Annotated in this window: 21 protein-coding genes; 9 read left to right on the top strand and 12 right to left on the bottom strand. The window is 63.7% G+C overall.

The window, feature by feature from the left end:
- Positions 1-11: 11 nt before the first annotated feature.
- From ACXYN8_RS09965 to ACXYN8_RS09950, 4 genes are read left to right on the top strand one after another with little or no spacing between them, the layout of a single operon-like run.
- On the top strand, positions 12-527 hold the full coding sequence (locus ACXYN8_RS09965) for a MaoC family dehydratase (RefSeq protein ID WP_458889283.1): 516 nt from the start codon (positions 12-14) through the stop codon (positions 525-527).
- Positions 524-1,687: an acyl-CoA dehydrogenase family protein gene (locus ACXYN8_RS09960; protein WP_458889282.1), complete on the top strand. Its 1,164-nt coding sequence runs from the start codon at positions 524-526 to the stop codon at positions 1,685-1,687. The genes ACXYN8_RS09965 and ACXYN8_RS09960 overlap by 4 nt, the downstream gene beginning before the upstream one ends.
- 21 nt (positions 1,688-1,708) lie before the next feature.
- Positions 1,709-2,008, top strand: coding sequence for a YciI family protein (locus ACXYN8_RS09955; RefSeq protein ID WP_458889281.1), 300 nt, complete (start codon positions 1,709-1,711; stop codon positions 2,006-2,008).
- Entirely contained in the window at positions 2,001-3,221 is a 1,221-nt protein-coding gene (locus tag ACXYN8_RS09950) for a CoA transferase (RefSeq protein ID WP_458889280.1), read from the top strand. The genes ACXYN8_RS09955 and ACXYN8_RS09950 overlap by 8 nt, the downstream gene beginning before the upstream one ends.
- Positions 3,222-3,261: 40 nt before the next feature.
- Here ACXYN8_RS09950 and ACXYN8_RS09945 read toward each other — a convergent pair whose 3' ends face one another.
- The 5 genes from ACXYN8_RS09945 to ACXYN8_RS09925 form a co-directional block, all read right to left on the bottom strand.
- On the bottom strand, positions 3,262-5,457 hold the full coding sequence (locus tag ACXYN8_RS09945) for a 3-hydroxyacyl-CoA dehydrogenase NAD-binding domain-containing protein (RefSeq protein ID WP_458889279.1): 2,196 nt from the start codon (positions 5,455-5,457) through the stop codon (positions 3,262-3,264).
- Between the two features lie 39 nt (positions 5,458-5,496).
- Complete coding sequence (locus tag ACXYN8_RS09940; RefSeq protein ID WP_458889278.1) at positions 5,497-6,705, bottom strand: acetyl-CoA C-acetyltransferase; 1,209 nt, start codon at positions 6,703-6,705, stop codon at positions 5,497-5,499.
- Between the two features lie 146 nt (positions 6,706-6,851).
- Positions 6,852-7,727 carry an HpcH/HpaI aldolase/citrate lyase family protein gene (locus ACXYN8_RS09935; RefSeq protein ID WP_458889276.1) on the bottom strand — a complete coding sequence of 292 codons (876 nt, stop codon included), beginning with the start codon at positions 7,725-7,727 and terminating at the stop codon, positions 6,852-6,854.
- Entirely contained in the window at positions 7,727-9,076 is a 1,350-nt protein-coding gene (gene gorA / locus ACXYN8_RS09930; protein ID WP_458889275.1) for a glutathione-disulfide reductase, read from the bottom strand. The genes ACXYN8_RS09935 and gorA overlap by 1 nt, the downstream gene beginning before the upstream one ends.
- Positions 9,077-9,174: 98 nt before the next feature.
- Positions 9,175-11,193: a YadA-like family protein gene (locus tag ACXYN8_RS09925; protein WP_458889274.1), complete on the bottom strand. Its 2,019-nt coding sequence runs from the start codon at positions 11,191-11,193 to the stop codon at positions 9,175-9,177.
- Between the two features lie 185 nt (positions 11,194-11,378).
- Here ACXYN8_RS09925 and ACXYN8_RS09920 point away from each other — a divergent pair, with 185 nt between their 5' ends.
- From ACXYN8_RS09920 to phhA, 4 genes are all read left to right on the top strand, one after another.
- A complete protein-coding gene (locus ACXYN8_RS09920; RefSeq protein ID WP_458889273.1) occupies positions 11,379-11,711 on the top strand; it encodes a hypothetical protein in 333 nt (110 codons plus the stop codon).
- Positions 11,712-11,794: 83 nt separating this feature from the next.
- The gene (locus ACXYN8_RS09915) at positions 11,795-12,007 is read left to right on the top strand and encodes a hypothetical protein (protein WP_458889272.1); all 213 of its coding nucleotides are present in this window, start codon (positions 11,795-11,797) and stop codon (positions 12,005-12,007) included.
- A gap of 18 nt (positions 12,008-12,025) precedes the next feature.
- Entirely contained in the window at positions 12,026-13,198 is a 1,173-nt protein-coding gene (locus ACXYN8_RS09910; protein WP_458889270.1) for an acyl-CoA dehydrogenase family protein, read from the top strand.
- A 64-nt stretch (positions 13,199-13,262) separates the two neighbouring features.
- Positions 13,263-14,204 carry a phenylalanine 4-monooxygenase gene (gene phhA, locus ACXYN8_RS09905; RefSeq protein WP_458889598.1) on the top strand — a complete coding sequence of 314 codons (942 nt, stop codon included), beginning with the start codon at positions 13,263-13,265 and terminating at the stop codon, positions 14,202-14,204.
- A 100-nt stretch (positions 14,205-14,304) separates the two neighbouring features.
- Here phhA and ACXYN8_RS09900 read toward each other — a convergent pair whose 3' ends face one another.
- The 5 genes from ACXYN8_RS09900 to ACXYN8_RS09880 all read right to left on the bottom strand — a co-directional run bounded on the left by ACXYN8_RS09900 (position 14,305) and on the right by ACXYN8_RS09880 (position 20,073).
- Positions 14,305-14,583 carry a hypothetical protein gene (locus ACXYN8_RS09900; RefSeq protein ID WP_458889269.1) on the bottom strand — a complete coding sequence of 93 codons (279 nt, stop codon included), beginning with the start codon at positions 14,581-14,583 and terminating at the stop codon, positions 14,305-14,307.
- Positions 14,584-14,659: 76 nt separating this feature from the next.
- On the bottom strand, positions 14,660-14,932 hold the full coding sequence (locus ACXYN8_RS09895) for a hypothetical protein (protein WP_458889268.1): 273 nt from the start codon (positions 14,930-14,932) through the stop codon (positions 14,660-14,662).
- A gap of 91 nt (positions 14,933-15,023) precedes the next feature.
- Positions 15,024-15,869, bottom strand: a complete 846-nt coding sequence (locus ACXYN8_RS09890) for an undecaprenyl-diphosphate phosphatase (RefSeq protein WP_458889267.1) — start codon at positions 15,867-15,869, stop codon at positions 15,024-15,026.
- Positions 15,870-15,974: 105 nt separating this feature from the next.
- The gene (locus ACXYN8_RS09885) at positions 15,975-18,092 is read right to left on the bottom strand and encodes a M13 family metallopeptidase (RefSeq protein WP_458889266.1); all 2,118 of its coding nucleotides are present in this window, start codon (positions 18,090-18,092) and stop codon (positions 15,975-15,977) included.
- 160 nt (positions 18,093-18,252) lie between these two features.
- Positions 18,253-20,073 carry an ABC transporter transmembrane domain-containing protein gene (locus ACXYN8_RS09880; RefSeq protein WP_458889265.1) on the bottom strand — a complete coding sequence of 607 codons (1,821 nt, stop codon included), beginning with the start codon at positions 20,071-20,073 and terminating at the stop codon, positions 18,253-18,255.
- Positions 20,074-20,270: 197 nt separating this feature from the next.
- Here ACXYN8_RS09880 and ACXYN8_RS09875 point away from each other — a divergent pair, with 197 nt between their 5' ends.
- A complete protein-coding gene (locus ACXYN8_RS09875; protein WP_458889264.1) occupies positions 20,271-21,500 on the top strand; it encodes a polyhydroxyalkanoate depolymerase in 1,230 nt (409 codons plus the stop codon).
- Between the two features lies 1 nt (position 21,501).
- Here ACXYN8_RS09875 and ACXYN8_RS09870 read toward each other — a convergent pair whose 3' ends face one another.
- Together ACXYN8_RS09870 and ACXYN8_RS09865 are read right to left on the bottom strand one after the other, a co-directional pair.
- On the bottom strand, positions 21,502-22,119 hold the full coding sequence (locus ACXYN8_RS09870) for a DUF4126 domain-containing protein (RefSeq protein ID WP_458889263.1): 618 nt from the start codon (positions 22,117-22,119) through the stop codon (positions 21,502-21,504).
- Between the two features lie 22 nt (positions 22,120-22,141).
- Positions 22,142-22,795 (bottom strand): hypothetical protein, encoded by a 654-nt coding sequence (locus ACXYN8_RS09865; protein ID WP_458889262.1) that lies wholly within the window; start codon positions 22,793-22,795, stop codon positions 22,142-22,144.
- Positions 22,796-22,853 lie beyond the last annotated feature (58 nt).

Here is a 22,853-nt window from a genome sequence, read left to right as displayed (position 1 = left end):
CACAGACGCCGATGAAGGAAGGCGCCATCGAGATCGCCCCGGGGCGCTACCGCGAAAGTTTCGGCCGCTGGTTCGAGGATTTCGCGGTCGGCGATATCTACGAACACCGACCGGGTCGCACCATCAGCGAAGCTGACAACACCTGGTTCACCCTGCTGACGATGAACACCCACCCGCTGCATTTCGACGCCGAATACGCGGCGCAGACAGAATTCGGAAAACCACTCGTGTGCTCCACGCTCACCGTCGCGATCATGACCGGCCAAAGCGTATCCGACGTCAGCCAGAAGGCGGTCGCCAATCTGGGCTGGAACGACATCCGGCTGACCGCGCCGCTGTTCGCAGGGGACACGTTGACCTCCGAGAGCGAGGTGCTGGCGAAGCGCGACAGCGAGAAGCGGCCGACGCAAGGCGTAGTCACCATCCGCACCACGGGGCGCAACCAGCGCGGGGAGGCGGTCTGCTCCTTCGAACGGACAATGCTCATCTGGAAGCGCGGGCACGGGCCGGAGGCGGTATCAGCGTGAATACGATCGACCGGGAGGAAGAGCAGGCTCTGCTCGACACGATCGACCGCTGGATCGCACGCGACGTTGCCCCGGTGGCGCAGCGGCACGATCACGAGGACATCTGGCCGGAAGACCTCGTCCATCAGATGGCGGAACTCGGACTGTTCGGCGCGACGATCGCGCGCGAGCATGGCGGACTCGGTCTGCCAGCGACGACCTATGCCGAGATTTGCCTGAGGATCTCGCGCCACTGGATGGCGATTTCGGGCATCTTCAATTCGCACCTGATCATGGCCGCCGCGATCGAACGGTTCGGCACGGCGGAACAGCAGGCGCAATGGCTTCCGCGCCTTGCCAGCGGCGAACTGCGCGGCGGGCTGGCGCTGACAGAGCCGACCGCAGGCACCGACCTGCAGGCCATTCGCACCACTGCGCGGCGCGAGGGCGACGGTTACGTTCTTAACGGCACGAAGACATGGATCACCAATGCCATCCACGGCGACTGCTTCGCACTGCTTGCGAAGACCGATCCCGATGCTGAGCCGCGATACAAGGGCATGAGCCTGTTCATCGTCGACAAGCGCGAAGGGGACCGCAGTTTCCGCGCAGGCGCGAAGTTCGACAAGCTGGGTTATCGCGCGGTTGAGGCGGCGGAACTCATTATGGAAGATCATCTCCTGTCCGCCGACCGGCTGATCGGCGAAGAAGAAGGACAGGGGTTCTTCCAGGCGACCGGCGGGCTGGAACTCGGGCGCATAAACGTGGCCGCGCGCGGTGCTGGCATGGCCGAAGGCGCGCTGAAGCTGGCGGGCGACTACGCCCAGACCCGCGAGACGATGGGAAAGCCCATCGCGCAGCACCAAGCCATCCAGACGAAACTCGGTGAAATGGCGACCCGCGCCCGCGCCGCGCGGCTGCTGACCATGGACGCGGCCGCTGCCTACGACCGTGGCGAGCGCTGCGACATGGAAGCCGGCATGGCAAAATATTTCGCCTCCGAAGCGGCGGTCACCAACAGCCAGGAGGCGATGCGAATTTTCGGCGGCTACTCCTACTCCAAGGAATACGAGATCGAGCGTTTCTATCGCGACGCCATGCTTTTGTGCATTGCGGAGGGCACGAACGAGATGCAGCGCATCGTCATTGCCCGCAACCACCTCCGCCGCAATCCGGCCTGACCCCACCAGAGAGACCCGCTCTTGCCCCTTTACGTCTTCCACTGCCGCGACGGCGAAAACGGCCCCGCCCTGCGCGCGCGCCATCGCGAAACGCATCTGCGACACATCGCCGACAATCCCCAACGCTTCGCGCTGGCCGGACCGCTCGAGCGCAAGGGTGAAGCGGTCGGATCGCTGGTGGTGATCGCGGCATCGGACGAGGATGACGCGCGCAAGTTCTTCGAAACCGATCCCTACTTCATCGCTGGCGTGTGGCAGGCGATCCGGGTCGACGGCTTTCGCGCCCTGGCAGGACAATGGGCAGCCAGCGCCGATGTATGACCTGCTTTCAGGCCTGTCGATCATCGAGGCGTCGTCCTTCGTCGCCTCCCCCACGGCAGGGCTGTATTGCGCGCAGATGGGCGCAGAGGTCATCCGCGTCGATCACAAGCTCGGCGGGCTGGATTACGACCGCTACCTTCTGACGCGAGAGGGGCGTTCGCTCAGTTGGGAAAACCTCAACCGCGCGAAAAAGTCCGTCGCGCTCGACCTGCGGAGCGCGGAAGGCCGCGAACTGCTCGTCGAACTATCCGCCGCGACCGGCAATCTGATCACCAATTTGCCCGAGCAGAGCTTTCTCTCCCACGCAGCGATTGCGGCGAAGCGCGCCGACCTCGTCTCGTTGCGGATCATGGGCTGGCATGACGGAAGGCAGGCGATGGATTTCACCGTCAATGCCGCTTCCGGCTATCCGCTGATGTGCGGGCCGGAGGAATGGGATCCGGCCACCGCGCCGCCGGTAAACCAAGTGCTGCCCGCATGGGACTTCATCACTGGCGCTTATTCCGCTTTTGCACTGCTCGCCGGCATCCGCCGGCGCGAGCAGACCGGGGAAGGCAGCGAACTGCGCGTTCCGCTGGGCGACGTGGCGATCGGGACCATGGCAAATAGCGGCGCATTGGCCGAAATGCTCTATCGCGGCGGCGACCGCGAGCGGCTCGGCAATGCGATCTGGGGCGCCTTTGGACGGGATTTCCGCAGCCGCGACGGCAAGCGGTTCATGGTTGCGGCCCTGACCCCCAAACAATGGGAGGGACTGATCGCGGCTTTCGATCTCGGCCCGGAAATCGCAGCGCTCGAGGACGATCTCGGCTTGCGTTTCGCCGATGGCGACCGCCCGCGTTTCGAGCATCGGCACGCTCTCTTCGAAATCTTTGCACCGCGGGCCGAAAGTCTCGACTGGGCGGAGCTGGAAGCGCGCATGACGGCGCATGGCTGCACCTTCGAACGCTATCGCACGATGCACGAAGCGGCGCAGGATCCGGTGCTGGTGGGCAGCAACCCGCTGTTCGGGCCCTCGCCCGCCAATCCCAGCGGCTTCGCCTATCCGGCGACCCGCAGCTTCGCCAATATGCCGGGCGAAGACGCAGGCGATCCCTTGCCCGCGCCAGATCTGGGACAGCACACGGAAGAAGTGCTGGCCGAGCGGCTGGGCCTCGGCTCGGGCCAGATCGGCGATCTGATCGACCGCGACGTCGCGCGCGTCAGCGGTTGAGCGGCTGGCGAGGCGCGCAGCCCCCGCCAGCCTGTCATCCTCAGGCAGCCTTAGCGTAGAGCTGCTTGCCGTCCCGCGCCATGTCGCGGAACATCTGCGGCACGTGGAACCGCTCTCCGTGGCGCTGGGCCAGACGGTCGGCGGCAGCGACGAAACTGTCCGCGCCGATGGTGTCGATGTGGCTCAGCGGCCCGCCCATGTACGGCGGGAAGCCCCAGCCCAGGATCGCCCCCAGATCCGCGCTCTGCGGGTCGTGGACCACGCCATCGGCAAAGCAGCGCGCGGCAGGCACGAGCTGTGCGTAAAGCAGACGCTCCTTGACCTCAGCCGGGGTCGGTTGATCGTCCAGCAGCGGATAATGATCCGCCATGCCCTGCCACAGGCCGAGCCGCTTGCCGTCTTCGGCGTAGTCGTAGAACCCCTTGCCGAAGCGACGGCCCGATCGGCCCAGTTCGTCCACCATAAGTTCGTAGAATGGCTCGGCCCCGCTCGGCTTGTAGGCATCGCCCAGTTCCTGCTTGGTCGCCTTCATGATGTCCGCACCCAGCTTCAGCGTGGTTTCGTCCATCAGCGCCAGCGGGCCAACGGGCATGCCCAGATCGCGCGCGCAATTCTCGATCAGCGCGGGCGCGATGCCTTCCATCACCATGTGAACGGCTTCGCCAAGATAAGGCGGAACAACCTGATTGGTGTAGAAGCCGCGCACGTCTTCGACCACGATCGGCGTCTTGCGAATGCGGCTGTTGTAATCGAACGCCGCAGCCAGCGCGGCATCTCCGGTGCCTGCGTGCGGGATGATCTCCAGCAATGGCATCCGCTCCACCGGCGAGAAGAAGTGCATTCCGATGAATTGGTCCGGGCGCGAGGAGAACCTGGCGAGGTTGCCGATCGGTATGGTCGAGGTGTTCGATGCGACGATCACGTCCTTGCCGATCACTGCCTCGATCTTCTCGATCACGTCCTTCTTGACGTCGGGCAATTCGAACACAGCCTCGATCACGAGATCCACATCCGCAAGGTCAGCATAATCGGACGTCGGCGTGATGCGGGCGAGGAAGGCGTCGGCCTTCTCCTGCGTGGTCTTGCCGCGGGCAATGTCCTTTTCGAGGATCTTGCGCGTGTAGGCGACAGCCTTGGCAGCGTCTTCGTCCGACCGGTCGAGCACGACCACGTCGATTCCGGCCTTGGCCGTGACATGGGTGATGCCAGAACCCATCAGGCCTGCGCCAAGCACGCCGACCTTGCGAAGTTCAAGCTTCGGCACCCCTTCGGGCCGCGCGGCGCCCTTCTCCAGGGCCTGCTTGTTCAGGAACAGGCTGCGGATCATGTTGCGTGAGACCGGGCCCTGCAGGAGCGTGATGAAATACTTCACCTCGACCTCGAGCGCCTTGTCGAACGGCAGCGTCATCCCTTCATAAAGGCAGGACAGGATCGCCGGGACCGCGGGGAAATTGCCCTTGGTCTGCGAAAGGCCCATCGCGTTCGCGCCGGTCATCAGCTGCGCGACCTGCGAGTTGAAGATGCCAGAGCCGCCGGGGAACTTGAAGCCGGGCTTGTCCCACGGCTGAAGCACGGCGGGATTGGCTTTCACCCATGCCTTCGCTGCGTCGATGGTCGTGCCGGGCTCGACCACTTCGTCCACCAGCCCCTGTGCCTTGGCAGCCTGCGGATTGGTCGGCTTGCCTTGCATGATCATCATGCCTGCGGCCTGCAGGCCGATCAGGCGCGGCACACGCTGGGTGCCACCCGCCCCTGGCAGCAGGCCGATCTGAACTTCCGGCAGGCCAAGCTGGATCTTTGGATTGTCGGCCACGACCCGGTAATGACACGCGAGCGCCAGCTCCAGCCCCCCGCCGAGTGCCAGACCTTCAAGCGCGCAAGCGACCGGCTTGGCCTTTTTGCCTTCCTTCGCAATGTCCTTGGCGGAGTGGCCTCCGGTTTCCAGTTTGCGGAGCAGCTTGCTGAGGCCGAACGCAGCCTCGAAAGCGTCGTCCGCATCGCCGGATTGCCGCGCACCGAGCATCTTGATGTCGGCTCCCGCAAGGAAGCCGGAGGGCTTGCCGCTGGTGATCACGGCGCCCTTCAATTCATCATTGCTCACGAAATCGTCGACGAAGGCGTTGAAATCGCTGATCAACGCCTCGTTCCAGACATTCATGCTCTCGCCCGGGACGTCGATGGTGACAGTCGCGATGCCATCGGCATCGGTGGCGACCTTGATTGCGGTATAGCTCATAGGATTTCCTTGAGTTCGTATAAGGTTGTCGGGCGAGGCTCAGACGCGCTCGATGATCGTCGCGGTTGCCATGCCGCCGCCGATGCACAGCGTGGCCAGCGCGGTGGCCTTGTCCGCACGCTCCATCTCGTCGAGCACGGTGCCCAGGATCATTGCCCCGGTCGCGCCCAGCGGGTGGCCCATCGCGATCGCGCCGCCGTTCACGTTGATCTTGTCGTGATCGATGTCGAGCGCCTGCATGAAACGCAGCACCACGCTCGCGAATGCTTCGTTGAGTTCGTACAGGTCGATGTCACCGGCGGCCATGCCCGCGCGCTTCAGCGCCTTGGCCGCGCCGAATTCCGGCCCGGTCAGCATGATCGTCGGTTCCGATCCTGTGGAAGCCATGGCCCGGATCCGCGCACGCGGTTTCAGTCCCGCGCGCTCGCCCGCTTCCTTGCTGCCGATCAGCACCGCCGCCGAACCGTCGACGATGCCGGAGCTGTTGCCGGGCGTGTGGATATGGTTGATCTTCTCGTGCTCGGGATAAACCTGCAGCGCGATGTTATCGAAGCCGTAACCTTCGCCCATCTGCGCGAAACTGGGCTTGAGCGCGCCGAGGGTCTGCATGTTGCTGTCGGGCCGTACGATCTCGTCCCGCTCCAGCAGCACCTGCCCGATACGGTCGCGCACCTTCATGACGGAACGGTCGAAACGGCCTTCGTCCCATGCACGCGACGCGCGCTTGTGGCTTTCCACGGCATAGGCATCCGCATCGTCGCGGCTTATGCCGTACTTTGTCGCGATCAGGTCAGCGCTGATGCCTTGCGGTACGAAGTAGTTGTGGAACGCACTCTGCGGGTCGGTGGCGATGGCGCCGCCATCGCTGCCCATCGGCACGCGGCTCATGCTTTCGATGCCGCCGCCGATCGTCATGTCGGCCTCGCCCGACATCACCTTCGCCGCCGCGATGTTGCAGGCTTCCAGCCCGGAGCCGCAGAAGCGGTTGACCTGAATGGCGGAGGTCGATTGCGAATAGCCCGCGTTGAGCACGGCGGTACGCGGCAACACGGCACCCTGTTCCGCCACCGGGGAAACACAGCCGAACGCGATGTCGTCGACCAGTTCGGTGTCCAGATTGTTGCGATCGCGCAACTCGCGCAGAACCTGCACGGAAAGTTCGAGCGGCGTGACTTCGTGCAGCGCACCGTCGGCGCGGCCCTTGCCGCGCGGGGTGCGCACGTGGTCGAAGATATAGGCGTCGGTCATGGGGGGCTCCCTTTGAAGTCCGAAGGTCTGAGTTTACGTTTACGTAAACAGGAACGCGCGTGCGATTGCAAACCCATTATGGATTGCAACCCATGCCGTAACGTCATCGTTCCGAATTGCCGGCCGGGGGAAACCCCCGCAGCGAATCAGCCTTCGATAGCGGCAGCCAGCGCGACCAGCCGCCTCGCCTGCTCCAGATGCAGCAGTTCCGTCATCCGGCCATTGACCGTGATGACGCCCTTCCCCGCGTTTTGCGGCTCCGCAAAGGCAGCAATGACCGCGTGGGCCTGTTCGACTTCTGCGGGATCTGGGGCGAAAACGCGATTGGCAGCTTCGATCTGCGATGGGTGAATGAGTGTTTTTCCGTCGTAGCCGAGCGTTCGCCCTTGTCGGCATTCGTTTTCCAGCCCCTCCGCATCGTCGATAGCGTTGAAGACACCGTCGATGGCGGCAAGGCCGTGGCTTCGCGCGGCCACCAGCGTGAGCGAAAGCGGGGTCAGGAAGGCCATGCGATCCGGTGTCGGCTCGGCTCCGAGGTCTTTCGCGAGGTCATTCGTACCGACGATAAAGCCGGCCAGCCTGGTGCTTGCACCTGCTGCTGCAATCTTTCGCAGGTTGAGAATGGAAAGCGGTGTCTCGATCATTGCCCAGAGCGCCATGCCCGGTCCTGCTCCCGCTTTCGCCAGCGCCGCATCGCAGGCGGCGATGTCGGCCGCATCGTTTATTTTGGGAAACAGCACGCCGTCTGGCGCGGACGGCAGCACGGCGGCAAGATCGTCCTGCACCCAATCGCTGCTGAGGCCATTGACCCGCACCATGACTTCGCGGCGGCCATAGCCTCGGCTGGCCACGGCCTGCGCTACTGTCGCCCGCGCCGCGATCTTGCCTTCAGGCGCCACCGCATCTTCAAGGTCGAAGATCAGCACATCGGCTGGCAACTCACGCGCTTTCTCATGCACGCGAGCCTTGTCGCCGGGTAAGTAGAGGCACGACCGGCGCGGGCGGATGGCGGCGGAGGACATCAGCGCATCAGCACCAGTTCTTCGGCCATGGTCGGGTGAATCGCCGTCGTCGCGTCGAAGTCGGCCTTGGTCAGCCCAGCCTTCACCGCGATGGCCGCCGCCTGCATCATTTCCGGCGCATCGGGCGCGATCATGTGAATGCCGACGATCTTGCCGCTGTCGCCGTCGCAGATCATCTTCATCAGGCTACGCTCGTTGCGGTTCGCGAGCACGTTCTTCATCGGGCGAAAGTCGCTCAGATAGACTTTCACGCTGCCAAGCTTGTTCTTCGCTTCACCCTCCGTCATCCCGACGGCGGCAATCGGCGGATGGCTGAACACGGCGCTGGGAATGCAGCTGTGATCGACTGCCACCGGCTCGCCCTTGCCGAATACCGTGTCCGCAAAGGCCTGCCCTTCCCGGATGGCGACCGGGGTCAACTGCACGCGATCGGTCACGTCACCGACCGCATAGATATGGTCGATGTTGGTCTGGCTGAAGCGGTTGACCTTGACCTCTGCGTGTTCGCCCAGTTCGACGCCCGCCTTGTCCAGACCCAGCCCCTCGGTATTGGGAATGCGACCGACGGCGAACAGCACGAGGTCTGCTTTCTCTTCGTCGCCGTCCGTCAGCTTCACGAAGTAGCCACCTTCGTCGCATGGCTTGATGTACTCGAAGGTCGTGTTGAAGCGGAACTTGATGCCCTTCATCGTGGAAATCTGCAGCAGGCGGTCGCGCACCGCTTCGTCATAGCTTCGCAGAAGCCTGTCACCGCGATTGACGATATGCACTTCGCAGCCGAATTCGTTGAAGATCCCTGCAAATTCGTTCGCGATATAGCCGCCGCCTGCAATGATGATTTTATTGGGCAGTTCGTCGAGGTGGAAGACTTCGTTCGAACTGATGGCGTGCTCGGCGCCCTGGCATTCCGGCATCCGGGGTCGCGCGCCGGTGGCGATCAGGATCTTGTCGGCAGTCACCTTCCGCCCGCTCGCCAGAGTGATTTCGTGCTCGCCCGTTATCTCGGCACGCTCGTGGAAGATCGTGACGTCGTGATTTTCGAGCGTCTCGGTGTAGGCACCCTCCAGCCGGTCGACATCAGCAAGGACATGGTCGCGCAGGGTCTTCCAGTTGAACCTCTTGCCTTCGATCTCCCAACCGAAGCGGGCGCAATCCTCCAAATCCTCGGCAAAATGCGCGCCGTACACCAGCATTTTCTTCGGCACGCAGCCGCGAATGACGCAGGTGCCGCCGACGCGGTGCTCTTCCGCGATGGCGACCTTCGCCCCGTGCGAAGCCGCCACGCGGCTGGCGCGCACGCCGCCCGATCCGGCGCCAATGGTGAAAAGGTCGAAGTCGTAAGCGGCCATGAGGGGTTTCCGTCGATCAGGGGAAGCGAATTGCAAGCGGGCTATCGCCGCACGTGGCGGGCCCTGTCAAACCCGCCACGCCCCGAGACCTAGGAAACCTACCAGCCGAAAGTAACCCCTACGCGCGCGGCGGTGTCGCCGCCCCTGTTGAAGCCCGACGAAACACCGGCATTGAGCGCCACGCTTTCGCTGACCAGCGCCCCCAGTTGCAACGCCCCCGCGTGCGCGCCTTCGTAGGTCGCGACGTTAGCGGTGAGGTTGAAGCTCTTGTCAGGAAGGAACGCCGCGCCGCCCATGGCGGTCGCGACCGCGGCGGAACTGCTGATGCGATCGTCGAACTGCTCAAGCTGGCTCTCGATCGCGCCGACCCGCCCGGTCAGCGCTGCGAATTGCGCGTCCGACACGGCGGCGAGCGAAGCGAAGTTGGTGCGGATGGAATCCATCGCCGCGACACTCGCGACCTCCTGCGTGCCGAGCGTCCCGTTGGCATCGACAGTGACGACCTTTTCCGTCCCCACCTGCGCCGCGTTGGAAGCGACGATGTCGCCAAGGCGCACCGAAGAACTGGCTCCGCCCAGCGTGACCTGGTTAGAAGCGGTGGAACTGGCCTGATAGCCGACCGCGGTCGAGTTGGCGTGCGTCACCTTTGCCTGCCGACCCACCGCCGTTCCGAACTGCGCGGTGACGCTGGCCGCCGCGCCCACCGCCGTGCCTGCACTGCCGCTGACATTCGCCTGGTATCCCATCGCCGTTGCCGAGTTGCCGCTGATCACAGTCGCTGCGCCCAGTGCCGAGGAATAGGCACCGGTCACATTGGCCGAGTTGCCGATTGCCGTCGCATTGGTCGCCTGCGCCCGCGCCACGGCACCCAAAGCTGCGGCCCCGTTCGCGCTCGCGACCGAGCGTGTGCCGATGGCGCTCGCCAGATTGCCGTTGGTCCGCGCCTTCGATCCCAGCGCGGTGCTGTCGGTGCCGACAGCGCTGGTGCCTTCGCCCAGCGCAGTCGAACCGGCCGAGGAGGCTACGCTCGATGCGCCGAGGGCCAGGGCAGCCTGATCGTTCGCGCTTGCGCCGGCGCCCAATGCAATCGCCCTGACCGCGTTCGCCCTACTCAATGCGCCGACTGCGACAGCTTGAGAGGGGATCGCCTCGGCGTCGAAGCCGATGACTGTCGCCTGCACGCCGCCATAGGTCGATGCGCCCAGCGCGACGGCTTCGAGATCGGCAATCGCCTCTTTCCCCATCGCCACGCCAGACCCGGCAACGGCGGCTGCGTTCTTGCCGATGGCGACGCCATCATCTCGGGCCACACTGAAGGAACCGACGGCGGTCGAATGTGTCGAAGCTTCCGCGCTCAGGCCCAGGGCAGTTGCATAAAGCCCGGTCGTTCGACTGTCCGAACCCAAGGCGGTCGAATATTGATTGGCGATTGCTGCCGGCCCTATCGCCACGGAATGCAGCCCGGCGCTCGCGAAATGGCCCACGGCGAGCGAATCTCTTCCGACGGCGCGTGCGCCGGCTCCAAGTGCGGTCGAGCGTTCTTCGTTCGCGAGTGCCGAAGCACCTACCGCAGTTCCGCCGGTATTGATGGCCCGCGCACCGAAGCCCATCGCCGTCGACTGTTCGCCGCTCGCCCGGCTCTTGGCTCCCACTGCGGTCGCATTGTCGGCTGCGGCAGTGGTGTAGACCGGCGATCCGAATTCAATCAGCATCCCGCCGAATGCAATGCTGCCGGTGCCCGTGGCACTGGCCCCGCGACCGATCGCAACGCTCGCTTCCGAATTGGCATTGGCCCCGTTGCCCAGCGCCGTGGCCTTCGCGCCCTCGGAACTCGCAAAAGCGCCCACCGCGCTCGACGCGTCTCCATTCGCAGACGCGTTCGCACCGACGGCGGTAGTTCCCCCGTTGCCCGACGCCACCGCCGCGCTGCCGAGGGCCGTTGCATTCTCACTGCTCGCGATAGAATCGGTTCCGCACTCCAGCGTCGTCGTATCGTAATTGACGATGTTGCAATCGGCATCTTCATCCGCCGCTGCGATCGACGGCGAGAAAACCGCGGCAACGCACATGGCAATTTGCGCGCAGTTTCTTGCGCGCACCAAATCGTTCGAACTCATGAATTCCCCCTAAACCCCGTAAAGCGAGCGAAATCAGCTAACTACATCGCGCCCGCTAAAGGCAAGCCATCTTTGCGCCGGGACACCTCCCGCGCGATATTTGCAGGGGCGGCAACTTGTGCTTAGACCCCGGTCGCTTCGGAAGCCCATGCATCCGAACGTTTTGCTATTTCAGAGGATCGAAAATGAAGAAAACCCTCCTTGCCGTCGCCGCCACCTCCGCAGCTTTCGCGCTTAGCGCTTGCGGCGGATCGGAAGCTGAAACCGATGAAAACCTGGCCGAAACGGTCGAAATGCCTGCCGAGGAAGCCGTCGCCGAAATCGACGAAGCTCCCGTGGCAGACGACGCTGCCGGCGCTCCGGCGGCAAATGCCTCGGCCAGCACCACCACCAGCGCGGCTGCCAACAACGGCGTCGACCAGGACGCCGCGGCAGAGGCTGCGTCCGCTGCCGCCGCCGACGTCGCTGCAGAAGCTGCCCGCGCAGCGGAAGCGGCCGAGGCCGACACGGCAAACTGATCTTTCGAACAGGCGAAAATTTCATGGGCGGGGAGCGATCCTCGCCCATTTCGTTTTGCGACGGAAGAGGCTAGGTCGAAACCATGCTCCGCGCACCGCTACTCCTCGCCATACCCATTCTTCTGACAGTTCAGGGGTGCCGCGATCTTTCGGGAGTCGACACGGGCGAAGCGGAGCTCACCGAACAGCAGGCGCTGGACGATGCCGAGGCAATGATCGCGCAAGGCCGTCCGGGCACCGCCGAGGGCGTCGAGCCGGCGGACAAGGACGAGACGGCGGTCCCAACCGAAAAGTAGAACGGAAAGGCACTTACGATGGCCGAGATCGGCATGGATTCCGAGATTTTCGAACAGTTCACCGAGCAGCTGTGGCGCTACGTGCGCGAACGGCTGATTCCGGCGGAAGAAGCGATCATCGAATCGAACGAGATCCCCGAAGATATCTTGGGCGAAATGCGCGAGATGGGGCTATTCGGCCTTTCCATGCCGGTCGAATACGGCGGCGCGGGGATGAGCGTGTCGCAATATGTCGAGACCATCCGCATCATCAGTTACGCGCTCCCCGCCTATCGCTCGATCATCTCGATCGGCACCGGCATGGTCTGCGCCGCGCTGAAGAACGGGGGAACCGAAGAACAGAAGGAAAAGTGGCTGACGAAGCTCGCTGCGGGCGGAATCGCCAGCTTCGGGCTGACAGAACCGGGCTCTGGCTCCGATTCCGCTGGCCTTCAGACCAGTGCGCGCATGGACGGTAACGAGTGGGTGCTCAACGGCACCAAGCGATACATCACCAATGCGCCTTTCGCCGACGTGGCGCTGATCATGGCGCGCACCAGCAAGGACAATTTGCCGAAGAACGCGCACGTCAGCGCCTTCCTGATGCCGATGGACACTCCCGGCATCACCGTCGGCAAGCCCGACAAGAAGATGGGCCAGCGCGGCAGCCAGATTGCCGACATCATCATGGACGACGTGCGCCTGCCTGCCGATGCGCTGCTGGGCGGGGAAGAAGGCAGGGGTTTCCGCACCGCGATGCAGAGCCTCGACAACGGCCGCCTTTCCGTCGCGGCGGCAGGCTGCGGCAATGCCAAGCGTATTCTCGACACCGCGCTGCGTTATGCGACGGAGCGGCAGGCCTTCGGTGAACCAATCGCGCAGTTCCAGCTTATCCAGGCGATGCTCGCGGACAGCCGAACCGAGCTTTACGCCGCAGAATGCATGTTGCGCGACGCCTGCGCCCGCGCCGATGCGAAGCAGCCGAACCTCATCCAGGCGGCGGCGACCAAGTATTTCTGCAGCGAAATGTGCAACCGCGTGGCCGACCGCTGCGTGCAGATTCACGGCGGCGCCGGCTACCTGGCGGAATATGACGCGGAACGGTTCTATCGCGACAGCCGCATCTACACGATCTACGAAGGCACCAGCCAGATCATGCAGCTGGTCATCGCCAAGAACATGCTGCGCGAATTCGCTGCCGGGACCGATTGACGTCGGTGACCGGCCACCGGGTTGAAACTGGCATTCGGCAAGCAATATGGTTACAATGGAAACCATGATCGTCGCTGCCGAACACGAGACCGATTTTGCCGAGCTGCCGGAGCTTCCGGCGGACGTATTCACCGCGCCGCTGAAGCGTCCTGCGCATCTGGGCGAAGACTGGCTTGAGCCGGCGCAAACGGTTTACGACAGCGAAGACGACGCGATCTGGAACGATCTTTTCGCGCGGCAGATGGATGTGCTGCCGGGCCGCGCGGCGAGCAGCTTTCTGGCCGGGCTGGAAAAGCTCGACCTTGGTCAGGGCGGCGTGCCCGAGTTCGCCAGACTTTCCGAAGAACTGGGCAAGCTGACGGGCTGGAGCGTCGTGCCTGTGCCCATGCTGATCCCCGATCACGTGTTCTTCTGGCACCTTGCCAACCGGCGTTTTCCCGCAGGCAATTTCATCCGCACGCGCGAGACCTTCGACTACATTCAGGAGCCGGACGTCTTCCATGACGTGTTCGGCCACGTGCCGATGCTCACCGATCCGGTCTACGCCGATTACATGCAGGAATACGGCAAGGCGGGCTGGAAGGCGATGCGTTACAACCGCCTGAAGGCGCTGGGTGCGCTCTATTGGTACACGGTCGAGTTCGGCCTGATCATGGAAGGCGGAAAAGACCTTCGCGCTTATGGCGCGGGCATCCTTTCGGGCCCGACCGAGGCGGTTTTCGCCGTCGAGGCACAGAGCCCCAATCGCATCATGCTCAATGTCGATCGGGTCATGCGCACGGACTACGTGATCAGCGACCTGCAACCGACCTATTTCGTGATCGAAAGCTTCGAAGACCTCTACCGCCAGACAGTGGAGCGGGATTTCGACCGGCTTTATCGGAACCTGTCGCCAAGCTTCACCTATGCGAACTCAGCCGTGATCGACGTCGACAACGTGCTCACCCGCGGCAGTCAGGAATATCACCTGCGCGGTGGCCGCGGCAGCGGTGCTGCTCCGGTCTGAGCCCCCGCCTGGCGCGCTTGCGCCGAAATCGACGTGCACAAACAAAAACCGGCCCGGGATCGCTCCCGAGCCGGCTTTCGAATAATCGCCTGACGGCTGATTACATGGTCGATTCGTCGACGGTTTCGCCGATCGGCTCGTCGTTCGTGCCCATGTCGGTGTCGCCTTCGGCGGCATCTTCGACGCGGTCAGCTTCTTCTTCCATCACGTCGGCTTCGGCGTCGGTGATCTGGCCAGCGTCTTCCATGGCATCAGCCTGGTCTTCCATGACTTCAGCCTGCTCTTCAGCAGCTTCTTCAGCCGGGCTGTCGCAAGCGGCCAGAGTCAGGCCGAAAGCCGCGACGGTGGCAAGCGATGCGCTCTTGAAAATGGTCTTCATTGGTAAGTTCCCCTTCTGGTATTGGGCTAGAAAAAGTGTTCGCCCTCTTGTGAAGCTTGATTCGTAACTAGGTTTGTTAATGCAACGCGCGCTGCATGAGAAGCTTGTTGATCGATAGCGCTGCCACGGAACCGGCTACGCCGAGCATCAGCGCTGTAGCACTGGCGAAGTCGCCGGAAACCCTGCTGCCGAAAATGAGCGGGGCAAAAACCGCGGCACCCGTCATCGCACCGAAGATGCCAACCGCCATGTGACGTACGATAACGCCACCCGACTGGTCGATCCCTTCGATGACAGTTGCCAGCCAGCCAAGGGCAGCGCCTGTGCAGATGATTACGAGTAAACCCATTTGATCCTGTCTTCCTTAGTCCGAGCAACGAGCCATTTCGGCATCGGTTCCGGTCAAAAAGGCAGCGCAGGTCCAATTGGGGCGAAATGAGTCAGAAAAATGCGAGAAGCGCGACACCCATCGCGATGCGGTAGAGCACGAACACCATCATCGACGCGCGCTTCAGGAAGTTCATCAGGAACGCCATCGTCGCGAAGGCCGCGATGAAGGTCAGGCCGCCGGTGATCAGCGCCTCCATCACCAGCTCGCTGCCAGCCTCCATCAGGTCAGGCACGATCAGGACCCCTGCCCCGGCCACGGCCGGGATCGAGAGGAGGAAGGAGAAGCGCGCAGCTTCGACCCGTCCGAACCCCAGCGTGCGTGCCGCCGTCATCGTGACGCCCGAGCGGCTGGTGCCGGGGATCAGAGCCAGAGCCTGGGCCGCACCGACGATGAGGCCATCGCGCCACCCCATGTCCTCGAACCGTCGGGTCGTCGCGCCGAACCTGTCTGCCAGTCCGAGCAGGATGCCGTAAACGATTAGATTGACCGCAATCAAATCCGTGAAGCGCAGCGATTCAAGCAAGTCGTCGTTCTCGACCGTCAGGCCGAACATCTGCTCCACCGCGGAATTGAACAAGCCGAGCTTGATCGACAGGCCGACAAGAACCGCGGGAATCGTGCCGAGAAGGATCCACCAGAACAGCTTGCGCTCTTCCGGCGCCTTGCCGATGCCGACGGTGGCAAAACCGCCGCGCGCCAGCGTGACCACGTCCTTGAAGAAATAGACCACGATCGCGAGCAGCGATCCGACGTGGACGGCAATGTCGAGCATCGGACCCTGATCCGCCGCCCCGGTAAAGACGGGCACCAGAATGAGGTGGCCGGAGGAGGAAATGGGCAGGAACTCAGTGACCCCCTGCACGATGGCGAGGATCAGCATCTGGGCGAAGGTCATGCGAAAAAAACGTCCTTTTGCGGGCTCCCCGCCCGGGACTTCGCGAATTTACCGGCGCGGGAGCGAAGTCAAGCGCTTCGCGTGACCCGCGCCGGGAAATCCTGCTTACCAGATGACGACGCGGTCTTCCGGCGCGATGTACAGTTCGTCGTCAGGCGTGACGTTGAACGCCTTGTACCACGCGTCCATGTTCCGCACCGGGCCGTTGACGCGGAAGGTTTCCGGGCTGTGCGGATCGGTCAGCAGCCGCTGGCGGCCTGCTTCCTCACGCTGCATGGAGCGCCACACCTGCGCCCAGGCCAGGAAGAAACGCTGGTCGCCGGTCAGACCGTCGATCACCGGTGCTTCTTCGCCGTTCAGCGACATCCTGTAGGCGCGGTAGGCCATCGAAAGGCCGCCGACGTCACCGATGTTTTCGCCCAGGGTGAAGCGCCCGTTCACGCAGGTCTTGCCGTCATCGTAGGGGCAATAGCTGTCGTATTGCGCGACCAGCTTGTCGCCCAGCTCGTCGAACTGCGCGCGGTCGGCATCCTGCCACCAGTTGCGCAGCGTGCCGGTCGCGTCATACTTCGAGCCCTGGTCGTCGAAACCATGACCCATCTCGTGGCCGATCACGGCCCCGATGCCGCCATAATTCACGGCCGCATCCGCACTCGCGCCGAAGAACGGCTGCTGCAGGATGCCAGCCGGGAAAACGATCTCGTTCATCGGCGGGTTGTAATAGGCATTCACCGTCTGCGGCAGCATGTACCACTCGGTCCGGTCGACCGGCTGGCCCAGCTTCGACTTGTTGTCGGCGACCTGCCAGGCGATCGAGCGGAGACGGTTGCCGAAGGCGTCGTCGCCGGCGATGGTCAGCCCGTCATAGGTCTCGAATTCGTCGGGATAACCGATCTTCGGAGTGAAGGAATTGAGCTTGGCCAAGGCCTGCGCCTTGGTCGGCTCGGTCATCCAGTCGATTTCGGCGATGCTGGCAGCCAGCGACTTGCGCAGGTTGGCAACCAGGTCGTCCATCGCCGCCTTGCTTTCGGGCGGGAAGTACCGCTCGACATAGGCGGCACCAAGCTGTTCGCCGAGCAGGCCTTCGGTCGAACCGATGGCGCGCTTCCAGCGCGGCCGCTGTTCTTCCTGCCCGCCGAGGAACTTGCCGAAGAACGCAAAGCGCGCGTCGTCGATATCGCTGGGCAGGACGGAGGCCGCATCGGACAGCATCTGGGCGGCCATGAAGGCCTTGAGCGTTGCGAGCGGCGTTTCGGTCAGCAGCTTCATCATCGCCGGAGTGCCGCCACCGATCTTCGCCATCGTCGCCGCATCGAGGCCGAGCTCTTCGGCCCGCTCCGCGCTCGGCGGAAGCTGGGGCAGGATGAAGGTATCGACATCGGCAAATTCTTCCGCCTGCAGGAAGCGCAGGGTCGGGAATTCGGGCGAGAGCGCAATCAGTTCGTCGCGGGTGATCTTGGTGTAGGTAAGGTCGGCATTGCGCAGGACCGTGCGATCCCATTCCAGCTCTGCCACCTGCCGTTCGAACCCGTAGACCGATTCCGCTGCTGCGGCGGCGTCGGTATAACCTGCCTTACCCAGCAGGAAGGCGAGGTAGTCCTTATACTTCGCGCGGATTTCCTCGTTGCGCTCGTTATCGACGAGGTAATAGTCGCGGTCGGGCAGGCCCATCCCGTTGAAGCCGACGCTGACGGCGTAGCTCGTCGGATCCTTCTCGTCGACGCCGACGCCGGCGGAGATGAGCGAGGGGACGCCCGGTTCACCGAACAGATCGACCAGCGCGCCGAGATCCTGCGCGCCGTAGATCTTGGCGAGGTAAGGCTGCGCCGGGGCTAGGCCCGCTGCGTTGATCGCATCGACATTCATATACGCATTGAAGGCATCGACGATGCGCGCTTCCTTCGTGCCGGGCGCCGGGTTTTCCGCCGCCAGGTCGGTCACAAGCGCGCGCACGTCCGAAGTCGATTTTTCGCCAAGGATGTTGAATGCGCCGAAGCGGCTGAATTCGGGCGGGATCGGGTTTTCGCGCACCCACTTGCCATTGGCGTAAGCGTTGAAATCGTCGCCCGGATCGACATTGGTGTCGATTGCGCCGGGATCGAAGCCCCATTCGCCGAAGTTCATTTCGGGAAGCGGCGTTTCTGCCGCGTCCTGCGCCGCGGCAGGAGCCGAAAGGGAAAGTGCCAGCGCGGATGCGCCGGTGACGAGAAGCGTCTTGAGCATGGTAAGCGTCCCCAGATTTGCGCCCCCGGTTGCGCGGAGTCGCGAAGTTTTCGTAGCGAAGTCTATCTAGCCGAACTTGCCGCAGCCAGAGTGCATTTCGTCGGTTACAGTTGCAACCTTGTCGATAAACCGCGCCTGAAGCTGGCCTGCTGACGCCGGCTCACGCCTGGCCGGTAGCGGCTTCATCGAACTGGAGCGCGGCGAGTCGCGCGTAGAGCCCGCCCTTTGCCGTCAGGCTCGCATGGTCGCCCTGCTCGACGATGCGCCCGTCCTCCATCACCACGATGCGGTCGGCCGCGCGCACGGTGGCAAGGCGGTGGGCAATGACCAGCGTGGTCCTGCTCTGCATCAGGCGGTCGAGCGCATCCTGCACCAGTCGCTCGCTCTCGGCATCGAGCGCGCTGGTCGCCTCGTCCAGCAACAGGATCGGTGCATCGCGCAGCAGCGCCCGCGCGATGGCGAGCCGCTGACGCTGGCCACCGGAAAGGCGCGCTCCGCTCTCTCCCAGAAAGGTTTCGAGTCCTTCCGGCAGGCTTTCGAGGAACTCTGCCGCATTGGCCGCTCGCGCCGCTTCCCAGATCGCGTCCTCGCTCGCGTCCCATGCGCCGTACCGCAGGTTGTCGCGCGCGCTCGCGGCGAACAGGATGCCTTCTTGCGGCACGAAAGCGATGCGGCGACGTACCTCTGCCGGGTCGACCCGCGTCAGCGGCACGCCGTCGATGCGGACCGTGCCGACCTGCGGGTCGTAGAACCGTTCCGCCAGCTGAAAGATGGTCGATTTGCCGGCGCCAGAAGGTCCGACGATGGCGACCGTTTCCCCCGGTTCGATCGCCAGCGAAAACTCGCGGATTGCTGCGCTATCGGGCCTTGTGGGGTAGCGGAAGGTCACATTGTCGAACGACAGCGAACCGCGCGGCGGGTCGGGCAGGTCGAGCGGACGTTCGGGCGCGGCGATCTCGGGTTGTTCGTACAGCAATTCGTTCAGCCGCGCCGCCGCGCCCGCTCCGCGCAGGAGATCGCCGTAAACCTCGGTCAGGGAACCGAACGCCCCCGCCACCAAGCCGCCGGTTAGCACGAAAGCGGCAATGTCGCCGCCGCTGATTGCGCCGCTCGACACGCCCAGAGCGCCACGCCACATCAGCATGGTGATCGCGCCCATCAGCAGCATGAAGCCGACCGTGGTCATCACCGCGCGCACCAGGATACGGCGCTTGGCGGTGTCGAAGGTCCGTTCCACTGCCGCGCCGAAGCGATCGAGTTCTCGGCTTTCCTGATTGAAGGCTTGCACGATCTTCATTGCGCCCAGCACCTCGGCCGTGATCGCGCCGATGTCCGCCACACGGTCCTGGCTGGACTTGCTTATGTTTCGCAGCCGCCGCCCGAACCACCCGATGGGCAGAATGATCAGCGGTATGCCGATCAGCAGGAAGCCCGTCATCTGCGGAGCAAGCGTGAAAAGGAAGGCTATGCCGCCGATCACCATGATCGAATTTCGCAGCGCGACGGAGACGGTCGTTCCGACCACCTGTTCGATGATCGCCGTATCGCTCGTCATGCGGCTGGAAATTTCCTTCGGGCTGTTCTCCTCGAAGAAACCGGGTGCGAGCCGCAGGAGATTCGCCTGCACATCGCGGCGGATATCGGCAATGACCCGTTCACCCAGCCAGCTGACGAAATAGAAGCGCAGGCCGGTCGCTACCGATAGCACGACGACAATGGCCAGCATCAGTTCGAACCAGACCCAGACATCGCCGGGGTCGCCTCCGGTACCGAAGCCTTGGTCGATGATATGCTTGAAACTCCAAGGGATTCCAAGAGTTGCCGCGGCCGAAACAAGCAGCGCGGCCATCGCGGCAGCGAGATGCAGCGGATAGTCGCCTACCTTGCGCCAGATCATCCGCAGCGGACCGAGCGAGCGCGCCTTCTTGGGCGGTTGCTCCTGCTCCGCTTCGGGGAGGATATCGGGGTCGGCTTCTGCCATGCGCGCGCCCTAACCCAAGCGGCGGCGGGTGGAAAGCGCGGGCAGGCAACCGGCAAGCCAAAGTTGACGCACTCTGGCCCAATTCAATCAATTGTGCATTGCAACATAAGGGCAGAGGGGCCACATACCCTCGAAACGAGAAAAGCAGGACGCGCCCTCTTGCGGCGCCGGGTTTCGACGGAACAGGGACAATATCAATGTTATACCACGCCTATGAAATGCAGCGCAGCCTCCTCAACGGGGCAGCCGCATGGGCCTCCGTCGGTGCGGAAATGCTCAGCAACCCGCGCAATCCGATGGGCTACATGGGCACAGGGCCGATCCTGGCTTCGGCGCTGGAAGTCTTCGCGCACGCCTATGCTCCGCGCGGCAAGCCGGACTTCGGCATCGAAACGGTCCAGGTGGACGGCAAGGCGCACACGGTCGAGGAAGCCATCGTGCTGCCGAAGCCCTTTGGCGACCTGCTGCGCTTCCGCCGCGAAGGCCTGCCGGAAGACGCGCCCAAGCTGCTGATCGTCGCGCCGATGAGCGGGCATTACGCCACGCTCCTGCGCGGCACGGTCGAGCGGATGGTGCAATCGACCGAAGTCTACATCACGGACTGGGCCGATGCGAAGAAGGTATCGATGTCGGAAGGTCGCTTCGACCTCGACGATTACATCGACTACCTGATCGAGTTCCTCGAACATATCGGTCCGGGCACGCATATGCTCGCGGTCTGCCAGCCGTCCGTCCCGGCGCTGGCGGCAACGGCGATCCTCAATCGCGACAAGCACCCTTGCGCCCCGCCGACGCTGACCATGATGGGCGGCCCGATCGACACGCGCAAATCGCCTACCACGGTTAACGACCTGGCGATGGAACGTCCGATCGAATGGTTCCGGCAGACGGTCATCGCCACGGTGCCGCTCGCCTATGCGGGCGCGGGGCGGCGTGTCTATCCCGGCTTCCTGCAGCTTGCAGGGTTCATGAGCATGAACCTGGGCAATCACATCATGAGCCATTACGAGATGTTCAAGCATCTGACCGCCGGCGACGACGAGAGCGCGCAGAACACCAAGGACTTCTACGACGAATACCTTTCGGTCTGCGACATGACGGCGGAATTCTACCTCCAGACGGTCGAGGAAGTGTTCCAGAAGCACTCGATCCCGAATGGCACTTTCACGCACCGCGGCAAGCAGGTGGATATCCACGACATCACCGAAAGCGCGATCCTCGCCATCGAAGGGGAGCGTGACGACATTTCGGGCATTGGCCAGACGCGCGCCGCGCTCGATCTCGCCACCAATCTGCCGATCAGAAAGAAGAAGTACCACCTCGCCGCAGGCGCGGGTCATTACGGCATCTTCAACGGCAGCAAGTGGCGCGACCAGATTGCACCGGTGGTCGAGGAATGGATGGCCGCGAACCCCGGCGGCAAATGAGCTAGGCCGGCGGGAGCGGCTCGGCCACCGGCCTCCTGCCCCGCCCCAGCAGCCCGCGAATGATCCGACGCGCCAGCAGCAGCAGGCCAATGGCGATGCCGAGCAGCGCCAGCGCGACGACGCCAGCCGCGACGGGATACTCGTAGACCAGCCATAAAAGCCCGACCGTCGCGATGTCTTCCGTGGTCGACACGGCGATGTTGCTCACCGGCTCTGGACTAGTGTTGACCACCGCCCGGGCGCCCGCCTTCCCGCCATGTGCGATTAGCGATGCTCCTCCGCCGAGCACGAAGGCGACGACCTGCGTTGCCGGGTCGCTCGGATCGACGATTGCCAGGGCAAGCAGCGCCCCGCCGACAGGACGGATGAAGGTGTGGACGGTGTCCCACAGGCTGTCGATCCACATCACCTTGTCGGCGAAGAATTCGCACACCGCAGCGACCCCCGCCACGCCCATCACCCATGGATTGGCGAGCACCTGCAGCGCTTCGAGGTGTTCGGGGATAGGAAGCACGCCGGTGTTCATCGCAATACCGGTGGCAAGGATTGTCAGATACAGCCTCCAGCCCGAAAGCAGGCTGGCGCTGCCAGCGACGCCGATGATTTCCATGATACCCATAGCCTGCTCTCCCCGTTTCCGCTCAGCTTACCGAGCCGACTGCGATCGGCTGGTCATTAGCACAATCGAACGCGGCTGCACTCTCATCCGCAATCCGACGTGCTTGCCGGTTGGCATCTGGTGCGCTGCCGGCGATCCGGCCAACCCGGCAGCCCGCCGAGCGGGGCGTGCCGATGGATTCGACGGCGAGTTCGGTCGGCTGCGGCCCGATTTCGTTGTGGACGATGTAGCGGAATATGACCGCGACAGGTGCGCCATCCTTCAGGCGCCATTCGACGGTCTCGCCAAGCCGATTAAACGGACTGGGCGTATCGAAGCGGTCGTTTTCTATCCCGGCATCGACATCGAACCTCAGGTCGCCTTCCTGCACGAACAGCGCCACGCCCTTGTAGCCGGGGCACCGCCAGGTAGTGCTGGCGCCCTCGTCGGGATTGGATGTCAGCACTTCGCAGCCGTCAAGATCGAGCGTAGTGTAGGCCGAACTGTAGCCATCGCCGCTGCGCGCTTCCGACTGGGGCGCGTCCATGTCGGAACCCTCGCCTTCGGGCACAACTTCGGCCGCGTCGGGAATCTGGGCGGGTGATTCCGGGGGGCCTTCCGCTTCGGCTGAGCTTTCCGGCGCGTCGGTGCACGCCGCCATGCCAAGTGCCAGAAGAGCCAGACCTGCAGTTCGCATACGAAAACTCCCGCGGTTCCGCATGAAAACGGAACCGCGGGAGTTTTGTTTCACTGTC

It is taken from the genome of Altererythrobacter sp. CAU 1778, assembly GCF_054482795.1.
Note: the sequence above shows the minus strand (reverse complement) of the source record. Positions and strands in the feature narration are given on the sequence as shown.